This window comes from Streptomyces sp. NPDC094034 (genome assembly GCF_040303865.1).
In the GTDB taxonomy this organism is placed as follows: Bacteria; Actinomycetota; Actinomycetes; order Streptomycetales; family Streptomycetaceae; genus Streptomyces.
Genome location: NZ_JBEOUD010000019.1, coordinates 1 through 18200, shown reverse-complemented (window position 1 = coordinate 18200; position 18200 = coordinate 1). Strand labels below are relative to the sequence as shown.

Below are 18200 nucleotides of genomic sequence, written 5' to 3'. Positions count from 1 at the left end.
CTCACCGCTCCGCGCCGAGAGCGGTGTCACCGGGGGCGGCCTCTCCGGAGGCAGGCGCATCGGCGGCGGGCCCATCGGCGGCCGTGTCATGACCCAGCGAGGCCGCGAGCGCGGTCAGCAGATCGCGCGCGGCGTCCGGGATGACCGTCCCCGGCGGGAAGACCGCGGCGGCCCCGGCCCGGTGCAGCTCCTCGATGTCCTGGGGCGGGATCACCCCGCCGACCACGATCATGATGTCCTCGCGGCCCTCCTCGGCGAGCTGTTCGCGCAGCGCCGGTACGAGCGTGAGGTGCCCGGCGGCGAGCGACGAGACGCCCACGATATGCGCGTCGGCCTCGACGGCCTGGCGCGCCACCTCGGCGGGCGTCTGGAACAGCGGGCCGACATCCACGTCGAAGCCCAGGTCGGCGAAGGCCGTGGCGATCACCTTCTGGCCCCGGTCATGGCCGTCCTGGCCCATCTTGGCCACCAGGATGCGCGGCCGGCGCCCTTCGGCCTGTTCGAAGTCCTCGACGGCGGCGCGGGTGCGCTCGACGGCCGGGGAGGTGCCTGCCTCGTTCCGGTACACACCGGCGATGGTACGGATCTGGCCGGAGTGGCGCCCGTACACCTTCTCCAGGGCGTCGGAGATCTCTCCGACGGTGGCCTTGGCGCGGGCCGCGTTCACCGCGAGGCCGAGCAGATTGCCGTCAAGTCCTGGGCGCGAGCCGGCCTCGGCGGCGGCGGTGAGCGCGCGCAGCGCGTCCTGGCAGACGGCCTCGTCGCGTTCGGCGCGCAGCCGCCGCAGCTTCTCGATCTGCTGGGTGCGTACGGAGGAGTTGTCGACCTTGAGCACGTCGATCTTCTCGTCCGTCTCGACCCGGTACTTGTTGACGCCGATGACGGGCTGACGACCCGAGTCGATCCGCGCCTGGGTGCGGGCCGCGGCCTCCTCGACCCGGAGTTTGGGGATTCCGGCGTCGATGGCCTGCGCCATTCCGCCGGCCGCCTCGACCTCCTCGATGTGCTGCCAGGCCCGCCTGGCGAGGTCGTAGGTCAGCTTCTCGACATACGCGCTGCCGCCCCACGGATCGGTCACCCGGCAGGTCCCGGACTCCTGCTGAAGCAGCAGCTGGGTGTTGCGGGCGATACGCGCCGAGAAGTCGGTGGGCAGGGCGAGAGCCTCGTCCAGCGCGTTGGTGTGCAGCGACTGGGTGTGGCCCTGCGTGGCGGCCATCGCCTCGACACAGGTGCGGGTGACGTTGTTGAAGACGTCCTGCGCGGTGAGGGACCAGCCGGAGGTCTGTGAATGGGTGCGCAGGGAGAGCGACTTGGCGTTCTTGGGATCGAACTTCTTGACCAGCCTGGCCCACAGGAGCCGGGCCGCGCGCAGTTTGGCGATCTCCATGAAGAAGTTCATGCCGATGGCCCAGAAGAAGGAGAGCCGGGGCGCGAACGCGTCCACGTCGAGCCCGGCGCCGAGCCCGGCGCGCAGATACTCCACGCCGTCGGCGAGGGTGTACGCCAGCTCCAGATCGGCCGTCGCCCCCGCTTCCTGGATGTGGTAGCCGGAGATGGAGATGGAGTTGTAGCGCGGCATCTTCTGCGAGGTGTACGCGAAGATGTCGGAGATGATCCGCATCGACGGTTTCGGCGGATAGATATAGGTGTTGCGGACCATGAACTCTTTGAGGATGTCGTTCTGGATGGTCCCGGCCAGCTTCTCGGGCGGTACGCCCTGTTCCTCGGCGGCCACGATGTAGAGCGCGAGTACGGGCAGGACAGCGCCGTTCATCGTCATCGACACGCTCATCCGGTCGAGCGGGATGCCGTCGAACAACTGGCGCATGTCGTAGATCGAGTCGATGGCCACACCCGCCATGCCGACATCACCGGTCACCCGGGGGTGGTCGCTGTCGTAACCGCGGTGGGTCGGCAGGTCGAAGGCGACCGAGAGGCCCTTCTGCCCGGCGGCGAGGTTGCGCCGGTAGAAGGCGTTGGACTCCTCGGCGGTGGAGAATCCGGCGTACTGCCGGATGGTCCAGGGCTGGTTGACATACATCGTCGGATACGGGCCGCGCAGATACGGCGCGATGCCGGGATAGGTGCCGAGGAAGTCGAGCCCCGCCAGATCCCGCGCGGTGTACAGCGGTTTGACGGCGATGCCCTCGGGGGTGTCCCAGAACAGTTCGTGGTCGGCCCTGCCGGTGTGCTCCTTGACGGCCGTACGCCACTGGTCCTCGGTGGTCCCCGCGCTGTCGCCGGGCCCGAGCTGAATCTCGGAGAAGTCCGGGATCCCCATCACGCCACTCCCATCCGGTCGAGGACGGAGGTCAGGACGGCGATCGCGTCGCCGCCCGCGACGACGAACTCGTCGACTCCGGCCCGTACATAGGTCTCACGCTGTTCGCCGGGGCGGCCGGCGAGGAACACCTGGAGCGCGCCGGCCGCCTTGAGCGCCGCCGCGACGGGCGCGGCACCTTCGGCGTAGAGCGCGTCGCTGGAGCAGATACAGGCGAGGGCGGCCCCGCTGCGGGTGAAGGCGTCGGCGGCGGTCGCCGCGTCGACCGTCACCGGGTCGTGGACGGGCTCGATCCCGCCCGCCTGGAAGAGGCTGGCGGCGAAGGTGGCGCGCGCGGTGTGCGCGGCGGCCGGCCCCAGGGCGGCCAGGAAGACACGCGGCCGGGCGCCCGTGGCGGCGAGATGCGCGTCGGAGCGGGCGCGAAGCGTCTCGTACGCCTCGTCGCGGCGTACCACCGGCAGTCCGCCTCCCGGCGGCGCGGGCGCCGGGTCGCGTTCCACCGGGGGCTGTGAGAGCTGCGGGAACTCACTGACGCCGGTGATGGGTTCGCGCCGCCGGGCCAGTCCCCCGGAGCGCTCCTGCCAGGTGGCCGCGAGCCGTTCGGCGATCAGTCCGTCGTGGAGCGCGGCGCGCTGGCCGCCGGCGCGTTCGATCTCCTGGAACCACGCCCAGGCGGCGTGTGCGAGATCGTCGGTGAGCCGTTCCACGTACCAGGAGCCGCCCGCGGGGTCGATGACCCGCCCCAGGTGGGACTCCTCCAGCAGGATCGTGGAGGTGTTGCGGGCGATCCTGCTCGCGAAGGCGTCGGGCAGGCCGAGGGCGTGGTCGAAGGGCAGTACGGTCACGGCGTCGGCGCCGCCGACCCCGGCCGCCAGCGCGGCGACCGTGGTCCGCAGCATGTTCACCCAGGGGTCGCGCCGGGTCATCATCACCGGTGAGGTCACCGCGTGCTGATGTCCCGCCCCGATGCCCGGGCCCGCGCCGCAGACCTCCGTCACCCGGGCCCAGAGCCTGCGCGCGGCCCGGAGTTTGGCGATCGTCAGAAACTGGTCGGCGGTCGCGGCGTACCGGAACGCGATCTGTTCGCAGGCGGCTTCGACGGTGAGTCCTGCCGCGGTCAGATCACGCAGCCAGCCGACCCCGGTGGCCAGGGCACAGCCCAGTTCCTGTGCGTCGGACGCGCCGCCCTCGTGGTACGGCAGTGCGTCGACGGTGATCGCGCGCAGCCCCGGGTACTCCCGGTCGCAGAGCGCGGCGAGTTCGGCGGCCTCTTCCGTCAGGCCCGCCACTTCCCGTCCGGTACGGGCGAGTTCACCGACGGGGTCCGCGCCGAGGGTGCCGCGCGCCGCGTGGCGGGCCACTCCGCGCTCCTCGTACAGCTTCAGCAACGCCCTTGCGGCGGGCCCGAATTCGGCGCCCGCGTCGAGGGCGATCGGCGCGAGGTCCAGAAAGACGCCGTCGAGCACCGTCGCGAGATCGGACACCGGGATTCCGGCGGAACCCACCGACAGCCAGAGGGAAGTGACCCCGTTCTCCAGGTCGGAGAGCACGGCTTCGTTGGCGCGTACGGGGTCCGGGAGCGAATGGCGCTGCCGTACGTCCCAGCCGGAGACCACGGCGCCCTCGGGACGGCCGCCTCGGGTGAACGGCGCGAAGCCCGGATAACCGATTCCTCCGGGCGCGTCGTCCGCGGTGTACAGCGGACGGGTGGTGAGCCCGTCCTGAAGCGTGGTGGAGAGAGCTTCCTCGGCGGCCGGCCCCGGCAGATCCCGACCCGACTTGCGCAGCACGCCTGCCACCAGGCTCTGCCACTGCTCGCGGGTCGCGTCGGGGAACTCGGAGGCCAGGGAGAGCCCATCGTCAGGCAGCACCGTCATGCCCAGATGTTAGGGCAGCGCGGCGAACGAGAAGCAGAGCGCGTCACTGTGACCTTGCCCTCGCCGAAATGCCTCGGGTGTAGGTCATTCATGGTGCGGGATGTGGCAGGGCGAGGACCCGTGGCACCAGGGGTCACCTCCGTCCCGTTACGCACAGACGCTACGCTGCCCACCACCACCTTGTGATCGCCGTCGCTCTGTGCGGACGGCGATGATCTGCCCTGTCCCGGACTCAGCCCGGGACCGACCTCAGCAGTGCCACAGCAGCGCCACGTCAGTGAAGAGCCGGCATGAGTAGGACCACTCACCCATCCATATGATCCAACCCGCGCTTCGACCGTCAGCCCTCAGTCCGTCACTGCGCCGCTGTTCCGCAGGCCAGTGCTTGATCATCTCTTGGATGGCGTAGTACCCCATGTCTTGGTTCGAATCTTTCATCCTCGGGCTCGTCCAGGGGCTGACCGAGTTCCTCCCCATCTCCTCCAGCGCCCATCTGCGGCTGACGGCGGTCTTCGCCGGCTGGCAGGATCCGGGCGCGGCGTTCACCGCGATCACCCAGATCGGTACGGAGGCGGCGGTCCTGATCTACTTCCGCAAGGACATCGCCCGCATCGTCTCCGCCTGGTCCCGCTCGCTGGTGAACAAGTCGATGCGCAGTGATCACGACGCCCAGATGGGCTGGCTGGTCATCATCGGCTCGATCCCCATCGGCGTCCTCGGCGTGACGCTGAAGGACTGGATCGACGGTCCCTTCCGTGATCTGCGGCTGATCGCCCTCACTCTGATCGTGATGGGCATCGTGCTCGGTGCCGCCGACCGGCTGGCGGCCCGCGACGAGACCGGCGGCAAGCACCGCGCGATCAAGGAGCGCAAGTCACTGAAGGAGCTGAGCGTCAGGGACGGTCTGATCTTCGGCTTCTGCCAGGCGATGGCGCTGGTGCCCGGTGTCTCGCGCTCGGGTGCCACGATCAGCGGTGGTCTGCTGATGGGATACACCCGTGAGGCGGCGGCGCGGTACTCGTTCCTTCTCGCGATCCCCGCGGTGCTCGCCTCCGGCGCGTTCGAACTGAGGCACGCGGGCGAGGGGCATGTTTCCTGGGGTCCGACCATCTTCGCGACATTCATCGCGTTTGTTGTGGGATATGCCGTTATCGCCTGGTTCATGAAGTTCATCACCACGAAGAGCTTCATGCCGTTCGTGATCTACCGGATCCTGCTCGGTATCGCGATCTTGATCCTGGTCGGCACGGACACGCTGAGCCCGCACGCGGGCCAGTCGGCCGGCTGACCGGGAATTTTCGGGCGCCGGGGGCCCGCGGGGAGCGTGGCGGCGTGTGAACGAAGTGTGAGCAAGGACGCTCCCCGATCGGCACCTCGACGGAGCCATGGCCCCTAGGCTGGTCGCATGTCCTCCTCCTCCACTTCCGGGACCCCGGCATCCGACGCCGTCGCGGCCAATGAGCGCATCCGCGCGCTCGTGGACGCGACCGATTCGTCCGACGGGACGTGGCCGGCGGAGGCGTACGAGGTCCTGCTGCTGGAGTGGGCCGCGGCCCTCCATGACAGTGTGGACGAGGCAGCCTGAGCGCTTCTGGCGCGAGCGGCCGTAGGTTCCTCGCCGACCAGGAAGTCGAGCGCCTCCTCCACCCCGGACGCGACCTGGATGACGAAGCGTTCCTCCTGGCTGATGAATCCGTCGGCGACCATGTTGTCCAGGAGCGTCAGCAGCGGATCGAAGAATCCGCCCGGGTTGACCAGCACAAGTGGCTTGTGGTGAATGCCCAGTTGGTTCCACGTCGCTACTTCGAGCAGTTCGTCGAGCGTGCCGAGGCCGCCCGGGAGCACCGCGAAGCCGACCGCGAGGCGGTACATCAGCGCCTTGCGTTCATGCATCGTCTCCACGACGATCACTTCGGTGCGTGACTCGTCCGGCTGCTCACGTTCGTACAACTGACGGGGGATCACTCCGGTCACAGGCGCCCCCGCGTCCAGCACGGCATCGGCGACGGCGCCCATGATGCCGACGCCGCCCGCGCCGTAGACCAGTCCCGTCCCGCGCTGTGCCAGCGCCTCGCCGAACTCGGTGGCGAGTCTCAGATGCTGGGGGCGGGCGCCCGGCCTGGCGCCGCAGAACACACCGACTCGCTCCACTGGCGACGCTGGCATGGTCATATCCGTCTCCGTCTCTCTGGCCCGGCCCCGATCGACACACACCGTATCCGAACGGCTACGTTAAGCGAAGAGGGCCTTGGGTACCCCTCCGTGCCCCCTCTCCCCCCTCTCCGCCTCCCCTCTCCGCCCCCCATCTCCACATAGGCCGACTAGTAGCACTAAACCCTCGAAGGGATTACTTACCGGGTCATGTGGCGCAGGCAGGGGCATACCGGTGGGGCGAGACGTTTGCTGCGGAGTACGGCGGGTGCGGTACGGCCCGCCCGCGGCGTGGCGGCCGGACTTCCCCAGCCGCGGTGAGCCCGCCTCCGTTGCTCTCCCCCACTGCCGGGGCCCGTGACGGCCTCCCGGTCCGGACCGAGATGTGGAGGCCCCGATGGTGCCCGCCATGCAAGGAGACGAACGCGAACGATTCCTGGCCGACACCCATGTGGGTGTCCTGGGAGTCACCGACCCCCGCGGAGTCAGCGCACCGCTGCTCGTACCGGTCTGGTACCGGTACGAGCCGGGCAAGGACGTCGTGGTGCAGACCGGCAGGACGTCGCTCAAGGCGCGTCTGCTCAAAGAGGCCGGCCGCTTCAGCCTGTGTGTACAGGACGAGAGCGCCCCCTACCGCTACGTCAGCGTGGAGGGTCCCGTCACATGCGTCGCTGATCCGATGGACGCGGCGGAGCGCGAGGCCATGGCCCATCGCTATCTGGGGGCCGCCGAGGCGCGGGACTACCTCGCGGGGACGCGGAAGCAACTCACCGACGACATCACTTTCCGGATGCGTCCGGAGCGCTGGCGGAGCGCCGACTTCGCCGCCTTCGCCGCCGAGTTCGCCGGTGCCGACGGCGCACGCTGATCCGACCCCGACAGCGCCGGAAGGCAGGACCGCATGACCGACACCGACCCCCGCACGGACGGTATCGACACGCAAGGCATCGACACACAGGGCATCGACACGGACAGTATTGACACGGACGGTACTGAGGGCCACCCCGATCCCACGACGGGCCGCGAAGCATCGGTCGTCACGCCCCTCGCCCCGGGCCGCGGGCACCCTCAGAGCCCGGGCCGGCCGCGCCCTGGCCGACCGCCGGACCCCGGCCGTCCGCCGGACCCGGGTTATCCACGGAACAGCAGCCTCCCGCAGCTGTTCGAGGCACGCGCCGGGGCGGCCCCGCTGGCGCCCGCGGCCCGGCACCGGGACCGCGTCATGACATACGGTCAGCTCAGCGCCGCCTCCGACCGCCTGGCGGCCCGACTGCTCGCCGCCGGGGTGGAACCGGGCTCGGCGGTGGGAGTGTGCGGCAGCCGCTCGTTGGAAGCGCTGATCGCCTTCCTCGGCATCCTCAAGGCCGGCTGTGCCTACGTACCCCTCGACGAGGACCATCCGCCGGCCCGGCTGCGGGCGATGGCCGAGGACGCGGGCGTCCATGTCGTCGTCGCTCTGCCCGGCAGCGTCCGCCGTATCCGCGGCCCGCACACGCGGGTCGAGCTCGGCCGGATCTCCGACGTGCCTCCCGCCGCGGAGAACACCCCGCTGCCGTCCCCGGCGGCCACCGACCGCGCCTATGTGATGTTCACGTCCGGCTCCACGGGCAGGCCGAAGCCCGTCGCCATCGCGCACCGCGGTGTGATCCAGTTGGTGCTGTCGGATCGACGACTGCCCCCGCCCGGCCCCGGCGACGGAGTACTGCACGGCTATGGCCTCTCCTCCGACGCCTCCACGATCGAGATCTGGAGCGGACTGCTCGGCGGCGCCTGCCTCGTACTGGTGGACCGCGAGGAACTGCTCGCCCCCGCCGTCCTGGAGGAGTGCTTCCGCACCCAGGGCGTGACCGTCGCCTATCTCACCACCAGCGTCTTCCACCATCTGGCCAGGACCCGGCCCGGCGCCCTGCACGGACTGCGGTTCGCCTCCGCAGGCGGGGAGGCGATGGACCCCGGTCTCGCCCGCGCCGTACAGACCGCCTGCCCCGGCACGACCGTCGTCAACTTCTACGGGCCCACCGAGAACAGCGTGGTGTCGACCGCCTACTTCCTGCCGAAGCTGACCGGCGACGAGACCCATCTCCCCATCGGCCGTCCCTTCGCCACCTCCACCTGCCGTGTACTGCGCCCCGACGGCACACCCGCCGCGCCGGACGAGGAGGGCGAGCTGTACGTCGGCGGGGACGGCCTGGCGCTGGAGTACATCGGGGACGCGGAGCTGACGGCGCAACGGTTCGTCAGCTCCCCGGACGAGCCGGGTGGCAGGCTGTACCGGACCGGTGACCGTGTCGCACGGCGCCCCGACGGTCTGCTGGAGTACCGGGGGCGGCTGGACCGGCAGGTCAAGGTGCGCGGCCAGCGCATCGAACTGGACGAGGTCGAAGCGCGGCTGCGCACCCACACCGACGTGGGCGAGGCCGTCGTGGAACTCCGCGACGGTGTCCTGGCCGCCTATCTCACCCCCGCGCGGCCCGGCGGCACGCTTCAGGTGGACGCGCTGCGGAGATACTGCGTGAGCTGGCTGCCCGCCCAGGCGGTACCGACCCTGGTCGCACGGGACCGGTTCCCGGTCACCAGCGGTGGCAAGGTCGACCGCGCGCGCCTGCTGGCCGAGTCGGGGCACGGCGAGACGAGCGCGCCGGACGGTGCGTCGCCAGAAGGCGCCCCGTACCCAACCGGTCCCGGCGGGAGGACACGGTCCGGCGGGGCCGACACGGACGGCCCACTGGAGGCACTGGCCGAGGTGTGGCACCTGGTGCTGCGCGTACGTCCCACGCCCACCGACAACTTCTTCCTCATCGGGGGCGATTCCCTGCTGGCCGCCGAAGTCGTCGCCCGCACGCTCGCGTTGCTGAATCTCGACGCGGCGCTCGGCAGCGGTCTGATCCGCGCCCTGCTCGCCGACCCGACACTGGAGGGTTTCGTGGCCGCCGTCGGCGCCCATCGCGGCCGACCGGCCGGCACGCGGCGGGCGGGCGTTCCTTCGCGGGCCCCTGACGCGGAGGTCGACTTCGTACGCGAGAGCGTGCTCGGCTTCTCGCTGCCGCCCGCCAAGACGCCGGTGCCGCGGCCCGGCGACCCGTCGGACGTTCTGCTCACCGGCGCCAGCGGTTTCGTCGGCGCGTTCCTCCTGGACCGGCTGTTACGGGACACCACGGCCCGTATCCACTGCCCGGTACGCGCCTCGGGCGCGGCGCACGCGGAGCGCCGCGTCCTGGCCGCGCTCACCCGCTACGGTCTGCGCGCGGACGACACGGCGCGGCAGCGGCTGGTCTGCTTCCCCGGGGACCTCGCCGCTCCCGGACTCGGTCTGTCATCGGAACACGCCGCCGCTCTGGCCACGTGCCTGGATCTGATCGTGCACAACGGCGCCCAGGTCAACTTCCTCTATCCGTACAGCGCTCTGCGGGCCGCCAATGTCGAGGGCACCCGCGAGATCATCAAGCTGGCGGCCCCTCGCCGGGTACCGGTGCACTTCCTGTCCACGGTGGCGGTCCTCGCGGGCTTCGGCACCGCCGGGGCGCGGGAGGTCGACGAGGACGTACGGCTGGACCACGCGGACCGGCTCACGATGGGGTACGCCGAGAGCAAGTGGGTCGCCGAGGGTCTGCTGCGCGGCGCGGCGGAGCAGGGACTTCCGGTCGCCGTCTACCGCCCGTACGAAGTGACCGGGGACCGGCTGCACGGCGCCTGCAACACGGAGACCGCCATCTGCTCACTGTTCAAGACCATCGCGGAGACGGGGCTCGCCCCGGACATCGCGCTGCCGATGGATTTCGTGCCGGTCGATCATGTCGCGGAGTCCGTGGTGCATATCGCCACCCGGCACCGGGCGACGGACCGGGTCTACCACCTCACCAATCCGCGCCCGGCCGTGCTGCGCGATGTGCTGGACCGGATGCGCGCGGCGGGGTGCGCGATGCGCATGCTGCCGTACGGGGAGTGGGTGGGCGAGTTGGTGCGTCATGTCTCGCTCCATCCCACCAGCCCGACCGCGCCTTTCGTGTCCCTCTGTGTGGACCGGGCGAACCAGGACGACATCTCGGTCAAGGAGATGTATCTGGAGGGTGTCTTCCCCCGGCTGAGCCGGCGTAACACCGAAGCGGCCCTGGCCGGGAGCGGTTTGGACTGCCCGCCGGTGGACGCGGTGATGCTGGACCGCTATCTGGAGTACTTCTTCACCTCGGGCTATATGACGCGGCCCGCGGTCGCTCCGGTCGGCGTGGCGGCGACGGTGCCGTAGGCGGCGGACGGGTGGAGTGGTACTGACGGGTGAAGTGGTAGTGACGGGTGAAGTGGTACTGACGGGTGGAGTGGTACTGACGGGTGGAGTGGTACTGACGGGTGCAGTGATAGTGACGGGCGAAGTGATAGTGGGGCCCGGGGTGTTGACGCTCCCCCGGCCCCACCCCGCCACCGCTCGTGGAGCAGCGGGACGACCGTCACCAGCGCACCGGAATCGTCTCCGGCAGCAGTACGGCGTGGTCCTGCCGCCAGCGGATCTCCTCGGGGGCGACGGCCAGCCGTAGCCCGGGGACGGTGTCGAGCAGAGCCCGCAGCGCCACCTCGCTCTGCGCCCGGTTCAGCGCGGCGGCCGGACAGAAATGCCGCCCCTGCCCGAACCGGAGATGCGGCGCCGACGGCCGCCGGTCGATGTCCAGCCGGTCGGGCGAGTCGAAGACGGCGGGGTCGCGATTGGCCGCGTCGATGGAGATCAGCACCAACTCACCGGCGCGGACCCGGACTCCGCCGACCTCGGCCTCCTCCCGGGCGATACGGGTAATGGAGTCGCCCAGCATGACGGACCACCGGTACAGCTCCTCCAGGGCGCCGGGCAGCGCCTGCGGCTCCGCCCTCAGCCGGGCGGCCAGCTCCGGGTCGCGTGCCAGGACCAGACCGCAGAGCGCCAGGAAGCCGGCCGGGTTCCCCAGGCCCGACACAAAGAGGAACAGCGCGATCTCCACCAGCTCCCGGTGGCTCAGCGGATGTTCGGAGGAGCGGTTCAACAGGGCGAGGCGGCCGAGGAGCCCTTCCGTGCCGATGCCCGTCATCCAGTCGTCGAAGCGGCTGAGCGCCTTGGTCCAGTCGGAGAAGAGATGCGCGTCCGCCTCTTCGCCCGTGCAGAGCAGACGGAACCAGCCGGCCAGCTCCGAGGCCGCCTCGGTGGGCAGCCCGAGCAGTTCACAGGTCACCTGGGAGGCCCAGGGGAGGGCGAAGTCGGCCACCAGATCGCCCGGTTCGGTGTTCGCGTGCCCTTTCGCCGTCATGGTGGTGAGCAGCGTGGACGCGATGTCGCGCACCCGCTCCAGCGAGATGTGCGTCTGCCGCGGCCCCATGCCCTTCACGGCCTCGTCCCGCAGCCCCGCCGCCCGCAGCATGGTCATCGTGCCGACGACGCTGAGCGGCGGCGCGGAGTGGTCCTCCTGCGGCATCGCGGGGTCGGCGATCAGGCTCCGGCTGAGCCGGGGGTCCTTCAGCGCCTCCCGCGCGGCGTCGTAACCGGTCACGAGCCAGCCGAGCGCCCCGGCGTTGGTCACCACGCGGGTGACGGGCTCCTCGACCACGAATCTGCCCAGCTCACTCGCCAAGACGTCGCCACGAAAGCTGAACGGGTAGTGCGGGATGCCACCGACAACGCTCATGACCACCGTCTCCTGTTCGATGGACGGGCCGGCCGGAGGGCGGCGGGCCGAAGACCCCGAAAGGGGCTTTCATCCATACATTCCCGTGATGGCGGCATACACCCGATAACGGAACAGGAACCACGGAAGACCACTCTCAGGGGTGGCTGTCCTCGTCGTCCTCGTCGTCGGTAGCCGCCTTCTCCGCCCAGATGCCGCGGACATGGCCGATATGACGTCGCATCAGCTCCTCGGCGCCGTCCGCGTCACCCGCACTGATCAGGTCGAGGAGTTCGGAGTGCTCGTGCGAGGAGGGGATGAGCTGGTCACGCTCGGCCAGGATCTTGAGGCCGTAGATCCGGGACCGGGACCGGAGGGAGCGGACGGTCTCGACCAGATAGGTGTTGCCGGTCAGACCCAGCAGCGTGAGATGGAACTCCATGTCGATGGTGACATGGGCGATGAGGTCCTGTCGGCGTGCCGCGTCCTCGATGGCCGTGGCGAGCGGACGCAGCCGCTCGATGGCGGCGGGGTCGACGCCCGCCTCGGCGATCCGTCGCACGGTGGGGATTTCGATGAGGGCACGCAGATGCGTGATGTCGTCGAGGTCGGCGTCCGACAGGTCGGTGACCCGGAAACCCTTGTTACGGACCACGCCTACCAGCCCCTCGCGGGCGAGATCGAGCATCGCCTCCCGTACGGGGGTGGAGGAGACGCCGAACCGCTCGGCCAGGCTGGGTGCCGAGTAGACGACGCCGGGGCGCAGTTGACCGGAGATCACCGCACCGCGCAGGGTTTCGATGATCTCCTCACGGAGATTGCGCCGAGCGCCGAACGAGGGCAGGACCGGCGTGCTGTGATCACCCTCGGTCGTGGTCATGGGCCTGCTCCTTCGTACGGTCATAGCTCGAAGCCTTCGGGGAACGGGTCGTCCGGGTCGTAGTGGTACTGGGCGGTGCCGGTGATCCAGGCGCGGCCCTCGATGGTGGGAATCACGGCGGTGAGGCCGCGGGGTTCTTCGGGTCCGCGGGGTGCGCCCTGCCCGGGCTCGTCGGGAACGCCGAGGACGCCGAGGACGCCCTCTTCGACGAGGCGGCCGGTGAAATGCGTACCGATGAACGACTCGTTGTCGAAATCGGTGTCGAGTGCGAGTTCACCACGGGCGTGCAGCTGGGCCATACGGGCGCTGGTGCCGGTGCCACAGGGCGAGCGGTCGAACATGCCCGGGTGGATGACCATGGCATGCCGGGAGTGCCTGGCGTCCGACCCGGGGGCGGCCAGATACACATGGTGGCAGCCGTTGATCTCGGGGTTGAGGGGGTGGACGGGCCGGGCCTGGTCGTTGACGGCGGCCATGATGGCGAGGCCCGCGTCGAGGATGCGCCGCTTCTCCGTCCGCGCGAACGGGATGCCCAGCTTGCCCAGTTGGACGATGGCGTAGAAGTTGCCGCCGTAGGCGAGGTCGTAGGGGATGTCGCCCCAAGGCTCGACCCGTACCGTACGGTCGAGACCGAGCACGAACGACGGTACGTTCCGCAGGACGACCGACGTCGCCACTCCGTCCGTCACCCGGACCTGGGCGACGACCAGCCCGGCGGGGGTGTCGAGGCGGATGGTGGTGACGGGTTCGGTGACCTCGACCATGCCGGTCTCCACCAGGACGGTAGCGACACCGATGGTGCCGTGGCCGCACATCGGGAGACAGCCGGAGGTCTCGATGTAGAGCACGCCGTGGTCGGCGTCGGGACGGGTGGGTGGTTGCAGGATCGCCCCGCTCATCGCCGCGTGGCCACGGGGCTCGTTCATCAGGAACTTACGGATGTGGTCGAGGTGTTCGATGAAGTACCGGCGCCGGTCGGACATGGTGGCGCCGGGCACCACACCGACGCCGCCGGTGATGACGCGGGTGGGCATGCCCTCGGTGTGGGAATCGACCGCGTGGAAGACCCGGCTGCTGCGCATACGGTTTACCCCAGCCCTTCCGCGAGCGCCTTCTCGGTGGCCCGGCGCACGATCCCCTCGTGCTCGGGGGTGAGCGGAACGCGCGGCTGACGGCAGGGACCGCCGTAGCGGCCGACCAGATCCATGCTCGCCTTGATCGCCTGCACGAACTCCGTCCTGGAGTCCCAGCGCAGCAGTGGGTGCAGCGCCCGGTAGAGCGGCAGCGCGGTCTCCAGATCACCGGCCGAGGCGGCACGCCACAGCGCGACCGAGGCGCGGGGGAACGCGTTGGGATAGCCGGCGACCCAGCCGGGGGAACCCGCGACGGCCAGCTCCAGCGCGACATCGTCGGCGCCGCACAACACATCGAGACCGGGGGCGAGTTCGGCGATCCGGTAGCCGCGGCGTACATCGCCGGAGAACTCCTTGACCGCGACGATCAGTCCCTCGGCGTGGAGTTCCGCGAGCAGTTCGGGCACCAGATCGACCTTGGTGTCGAAGGGGTTGTTGTACGCGACGACCGGCAGGCCGGCCTTGGCGACCTCGCGGTAGTGCGCGACCACGGCACGCGGGTCGGCCCGGTAGGAGTTCGGCGGGAGCAGCATCACGGCGGCGGCGCCCGCCTCGGCGGCCTGCTCGGCCCAGCGGCGGGCCTCGTCGGCGCCGTAGGCGGCCACTCCGGGCATGACCGTGAAGCCCTCGGGAGCGGTCTCGACCGCCGTGGTCACCACGCGGGCACGTTCCTCCGGCGAGAGGGTCTGGTACTCGCCGAGCGACCCGTTCGGGGTGACGCCGTCGCATCCGTTCGCGGCGAGCCAGCCGACATGGTCGGCGTAGCCGTCGAAGTCCACCTCCAGCCGGCCGGTGGAGCCGTCGCGCAGCGGCAGCGCTGTCGCGACCAGCACACCGTGCCAGGGCTTGGGTCGAGACTGCGCGTGCTCGTGCTCGTGCTCGTGGTCTTGCCCGTGCCCGTGCCCGTGCCCGTGCTCTTGCTCTTGCGGTTGTCGGGGCGCTGACGCGTTCATACGACCTCCACGGAGACTCTGTTGACGGGACTGACTGAGCCGATGGGGCTGACGGGGCTGCGCGGTGGGTTTCGCGGCCGCGGCCAGGGCACCGAGCGACACCGGCTGCGCGATGGGCCTGCTCGCCATGGAGCGCAGATCGTCCTCGGTCGGTTCGCGTCCGGTGCGTGTGGCGACCAGACAGCTGGTGGCGTACCCGCAGACGCGTCCCTGGCACAGCCCCATGCCGGGGCGCCCGAACAGCTTCACCGTCCGCGAATCGGTGGCGCCCAACTCTTCGATGACCTCGGTGACCGCCCCCGCCGTGACTTCCTCGCACCGGCACACCACGGTGTCGTCGTCGAGCCACCCCGTCCACCCCGGGCGCACCGGACAGGCCTCGTGCAAGGCGGTGGCGAAGGCGCGCAGCGCCGCGCGCCGGTGTGACAGCCGGCGCACCGCCGCCGGGTCCGGGGCGGCGCCGACGGTGGCGTACGCGGCGTGAAGTCCGGCGAGCCGGCCCTCGGTCACGGACAGCTCAGCGCCACCGACGCCGCAGACCTCGCCCGCGAGGTAGACCCCGGGAATCGAGCTGAGCTGCCGGCCATCGGCGTCGGCGACCAGGCTTCCGTCGAGGTCGCGGCGCGTGTCGCAGCCGAGTTGGAGCGGGATCTCGACCTGGGGCGTGAAGCCGTAGCCGACGGCGAGCGTGTCGCAGTCGACACGGCGCTCACTGCCCGGCACGATCCGCCACCGCGGGTCGAGCGCGGCCACCGTGACCCCGGACACCTCGCCCTCGCCGTGGGCGGCGACCACGGTCGTACGGGTCCGGTACGGCACGCGGTGGCGCAGCAGCGTACGGAGGAACCCCGCGCCCTCGGCGAGCTTGCCGGGGTTACGGGCCAGGGCGAGCGGATGCCGCACGAAGGCGGTGGGCAGCCCGGCCTCGAAGACCCCGACGACGTCCGCGCCCGCCTCGGCGAGTCCGGCGGCGACGGCGAGGAGGAACGGGCCGGTGCCGGCGACCACGATCCGGCGGCCTGCGCGTACGCCCTGCCCCTTGAGCAGCGCCTGCGCGCCGCCCGCGGTGAAGACGCCCGGCAACGTCCAGCCGGGGAAGGGGAGTTGGCGGTCGTATGCTCCGGTGGCGAGCACCACCGTACGGCTTTCGACGACCCGTTCGGTGCTGTCGTCGAGGGTGCGGGTGGCAGAGGTATGGGTGTCTGTGGTGTGGGTGGCAGTGGTGTGGGTGGCAGTGGTGTGGGTGCCTGTGTTCTGGGTGGCAGTGGTGTGGGTGCGGAATCCGTACGGAGACTCCTCGTCGGCCCGCTCGATGTGCCACACGGACTGCCCCGGCAGGTGTGCGATCCGCTCCGCGTGGTCGGTGAGACCGCGCAACAGTCGTTGGAATACCGGCCAGCCGTGGTGTGAGGCGCCGTTGTCGCCGCGGCGGTGACGCCAGTACTGGCCGCCGGGCCGCGGCGCCGCGTCGATCAGCGCGACGCGTGCTCCGGCGCCGGCGGCCGTGACGGCGGCGGCGAGACCGGCCGGGCCTGCGCCGAGGACGGCGAGATCGTAGCGGTCGCGCCGTGCGGCGGCCGGATCAGCACGCGAGGTCGTCATGGCCCGTCCCCTCCTGAGTACGTACCCGGTCGCCGGGCGCGGCCTCGACCAGACAAGCCCGTTGGTTCGGCTGCCCGTTGACGGTGACCAGGCAGTCGAAGCACACCCCGATGCCGCAGAACACACCGCGCGGAGCGCCGCCGAGGCGGGTTCTGCGCCAGGAGCGGTGCCCAGCGGCGATGAGCGCGGCGCCGATGGTCTGGCCCGCCGAGGCGTCGATCGTCCCGTCGTCGAACCGGAACTGGAACTGGAGCCGCGGTTGGGGGGTCTCGCCCTCGGCGCTCACGCCGCCACCTCGTCTGCGAAGCGGTCCGGGCGGAAGGGGGTGAGATCCAGGTCGGGTTCCACTCCGGTGATCAGCTGCGCGATCAGATGTCCGGTCGCGGTGGACAGCCCGATCCCGGCGCCCTCGTGTCCTGCGGCGTGCAGGAGTCCGGGGGCGCGCGGATCGGCGCCGATGACCGGTAGATGGTCCGGGCAGTAGGGGCGGAAGCCCACGTAGCTTCGAAGCAGCCGGACTTCGGCGAGGAACGGGAAAACGGCGATGGCCTGTGCGGCGAGCTTGCGCAGGACCGGCAGCGACATCGACCGGTCGAAGCCGACGCGTTCGCGGCTGGCCCCGATCAGTACGGTCCCGGCCCTGGTGCCCTCCACCACGACCGAGGTCTCCAGCGCCGCGTCACTGCTGGCCACATTGGCGACGTACTCGGCGGTGTACACCTTGTGCCGGATGACCCGGGGCAGCGGCTCCGTGACCAGGATGAACCCCCTGCGCGGCAGCACCGGGACGGGCGCGCCCGCGAGGCGGGCGGTCCCTCCGCTCCAGGTGCCGGTGGCGTTGACGATCCGCCCGGCGTGGATCACGGGCGAGGTGGGCGAGTCCGTCCGGACACCGGTGAGGGTGCCACGGCCGTCCCGTACGAATCCGACGACCTCCGTCCCCGGCAGCACGGTGGCACCGCGCCCACGGGCGCGCTGGAGCAACCGAGCCGCCGCCAGCATGGGCTGGACCTGGCAGTCCTGCGAGTAGTAGGCGCCTGAGACCACGTCGGGCGTGATATGCGGCTCCAGCTCGGCGACTTCGCCGGAGGACACGTCGATGGCGTCGATTCCGGCAGCGCGCTGAACGGCGGTGAGTTTCCGGAGACCGTCGGCCGTGGAGTCTGAGGTGGCGACCACGACGCCGCCTTTTCGCTGATACTCCAGCCGCTCGGGACCCACGTCCTGGGCGATTTCGCCCCAGAGGCGCCCGGAGAGCAGAGCCAGATCGAGTTCGGGTCCTGGTTCCTTGTCGGAGAGCAGGATGTTGCCTTCGCAGGCGGAGGTGGTTCCCGCGGCGATCGCGCCCCGCTCGACCACGGTCACGCGAAGACCCGCCGCAGAACAGTAGTAGGCGCAGGCGGCACCGACCATGCCCGCGCCGATGACAACGACATCTGGAGATCTCTCCGAGCTGCCCATTTCAGTAGCATGTCACACAGCAGTGTGACGCACCATGGTCTGTCAGTCGCCTTGCCGGGGGGAGAGTCGGGGTGGGCTGGGGGGTGTGGGAGCGAGCGCGGGTGCGGGTTCGTGCCGAGGGGTAGTCGGGGTGGGCCGGTGCGTTTGATGACGGGTGGGGGCCGCCCCTAGGTTTCAGTTTCGCGGTTGCGGGTTGGGCGTCAAGGGCGCTCCTTCGTCGCGTCGGCTGCGCCGATTCCGC

At 70.6% G+C, this 18200-nt stretch carries 12 protein-coding genes and 1 pseudogene; 3 read left to right on the top strand and 10 right to left on the bottom strand.

The window, feature by feature from the left end:
• Position 1: 1 nt before the first annotated feature.
• Both scpA and mutA read right to left on the bottom strand, forming a co-directional pair.
• Positions 2 to 2281 carry a methylmalonyl-CoA mutase gene (gene scpA, locus ABTZ59_RS18545; protein ID WP_351400897.1) on the bottom strand — a complete coding sequence of 760 codons (2280 nt, stop codon included), beginning with the start codon at positions 2279 to 2281 and terminating at the stop codon, positions 2 to 4.
• Positions 2281 to 4158, bottom strand: a complete 1878-nt coding sequence (gene mutA / locus ABTZ59_RS18540; protein WP_351400888.1) for a methylmalonyl-CoA mutase small subunit — start codon at positions 4156 to 4158, stop codon at positions 2281 to 2283. The genes scpA and mutA overlap by 1 nt, the downstream gene beginning before the upstream one ends.
• 415 nt (positions 4159 to 4573) lie before the next feature.
• On the opposite strand from mutA, the gene ABTZ59_RS18535 reads away from it, so the two are divergent.
• Positions 4574 to 5446 carry an undecaprenyl-diphosphate phosphatase gene (locus tag ABTZ59_RS18535; protein ID WP_351400880.1) on the top strand — a complete coding sequence of 291 codons (873 nt, stop codon included), beginning with the start codon at positions 4574 to 4576 and terminating at the stop codon, positions 5444 to 5446.
• A gap of 104 nt (positions 5447 to 5550) precedes the next feature.
• Here the strand turns inward: ABTZ59_RS18535 and ABTZ59_RS18530 are convergent, their stop codons facing one another.
• Positions 5551 to 6324, bottom strand: a complete 774-nt coding sequence (locus ABTZ59_RS18530; RefSeq protein ID WP_351400874.1) for an LOG family protein — start codon at positions 6322 to 6324, stop codon at positions 5551 to 5553.
• Between the two features lie 394 nt (positions 6325 to 6718).
• On the opposite strand from ABTZ59_RS18530, the gene ABTZ59_RS18525 reads away from it, so the two are divergent.
• Together ABTZ59_RS18525 and ABTZ59_RS18520 are read left to right on the top strand one after the other, a co-directional pair.
• Entirely contained in the window at positions 6719 to 7177 is a 459-nt protein-coding gene (locus ABTZ59_RS18525; RefSeq protein ID WP_351400867.1) for a pyridoxamine 5'-phosphate oxidase family protein, read from the top strand.
• Between the two features lie 33 nt (positions 7178 to 7210).
• A complete protein-coding gene (locus tag ABTZ59_RS18520) occupies positions 7211 to 10552 on the top strand; it encodes an amino acid adenylation domain-containing protein (protein ID WP_351400860.1) in 3342 nt (1113 codons plus the stop codon).
• A 199-nt stretch (positions 10553 to 10751) separates the two neighbouring features.
• Here ABTZ59_RS18520 and ABTZ59_RS18515 read toward each other — a convergent pair whose 3' ends face one another.
• The 7 genes and pseudogenes from ABTZ59_RS18515 to ABTZ59_RS18485 form a co-directional block, all read right to left on the bottom strand.
• On the bottom strand, positions 10752 to 11951 hold the full coding sequence (locus ABTZ59_RS18515; protein ID WP_351400844.1) for a cytochrome P450: 1200 nt from the start codon (positions 11949 to 11951) through the stop codon (positions 10752 to 10754).
• Between the two features lie 136 nt (positions 11952 to 12087).
• Entirely contained in the window at positions 12088 to 12810 is a 723-nt protein-coding gene (locus ABTZ59_RS18510) for a GntR family transcriptional regulator (RefSeq protein ID WP_351400826.1), read from the bottom strand.
• Positions 12811 to 12830: 20 nt separating this feature from the next.
• On the bottom strand, positions 12831 to 13892 hold the full coding sequence (locus tag ABTZ59_RS18505; protein WP_351400820.1) for a proline racemase family protein: 1062 nt from the start codon (positions 13890 to 13892) through the stop codon (positions 12831 to 12833).
• A gap of 5 nt (positions 13893 to 13897) precedes the next feature.
• Positions 13898 to 14776 (bottom strand): dihydrodipicolinate synthase family protein, encoded by an 879-nt coding sequence (locus ABTZ59_RS18500; protein WP_351402389.1) that lies wholly within the window; start codon positions 14774 to 14776, stop codon positions 13898 to 13900.
• A gap of 693 nt (positions 14777 to 15469) precedes the next feature.
• Positions 15470 to 16498, bottom strand: a pseudogene (locus ABTZ59_RS18495) (NAD(P)/FAD-dependent oxidoreductase); the annotation flags it as partial.
• The gene (locus ABTZ59_RS18490; protein ID WP_503003125.1) at positions 16479 to 16718 is read right to left on the bottom strand and encodes a (2Fe-2S)-binding protein; all 240 of its coding nucleotides are present in this window, start codon (positions 16716 to 16718) and stop codon (positions 16479 to 16481) included. The pseudogene ABTZ59_RS18495 and the gene ABTZ59_RS18490, both read right to left, overlap by 20 nt.
• Positions 16719 to 16780: 62 nt before the next feature.
• The gene (locus ABTZ59_RS18485; protein ID WP_351400810.1) at positions 16781 to 17959 is read right to left on the bottom strand and encodes an NAD(P)/FAD-dependent oxidoreductase; all 1179 of its coding nucleotides are present in this window, start codon (positions 17957 to 17959) and stop codon (positions 16781 to 16783) included.
• Between the last annotated feature and the right edge of the window lie 241 nt (positions 17960 to 18200).

Bases quoted from the DNA above. Each gene is read 5' to 3' on its own strand.
- scpA (WP_351400897.1), bottom strand. From the start codon at position 2,281: ATGGGGATCCCGGACTTCTCCGAGATTCAGCTCGGGCCCGGCGACAGC.
- mutA (WP_351400888.1), bottom strand. From the start codon at position 4,158: ATGACGGTGCTGCCTGACGATGGGCTCTCCCTGGCCTCCGAGTTCCCC.
- ABTZ59_RS18535 (WP_351400880.1), top strand. From the start codon at position 4,574: ATGTCTTGGTTCGAATCTTTCATCCTCGGGCTCGTCCAGGGGCTGACC.
- ABTZ59_RS18530 (WP_351400874.1), bottom strand. From the start codon at position 6,324: ATGCCAGCGTCGCCAGTGGAGCGAGTCGGTGTGTTCTGCGGCGCCAGG.
- ABTZ59_RS18525 (WP_351400867.1), top strand. From the start codon at position 6,719: ATGCAAGGAGACGAACGCGAACGATTCCTGGCCGACACCCATGTGGGT.
- ABTZ59_RS18520 (WP_351400860.1), top strand. From the start codon at position 7,211: ATGACCGACACCGACCCCCGCACGGACGGTATCGACACGCAAGGCATC.
- ABTZ59_RS18515 (WP_351400844.1), bottom strand. From the start codon at position 11,951: ATGAGCGTTGTCGGTGGCATCCCGCACTACCCGTTCAGCTTTCGTGGC.
- ABTZ59_RS18510 (WP_351400826.1), bottom strand. From the start codon at position 12,810: ATGACCACGACCGAGGGTGATCACAGCACGCCGGTCCTGCCCTCGTTC.
- ABTZ59_RS18505 (WP_351400820.1), bottom strand. From the start codon at position 13,892: ATGCGCAGCAGCCGGGTCTTCCACGCGGTCGATTCCCACACCGAGGGC.
- ABTZ59_RS18485 (WP_351400810.1), bottom strand. From the start codon at position 17,959: ATGGGCAGCTCGGAGAGATCTCCAGATGTCGTTGTCATCGGCGCGGGC.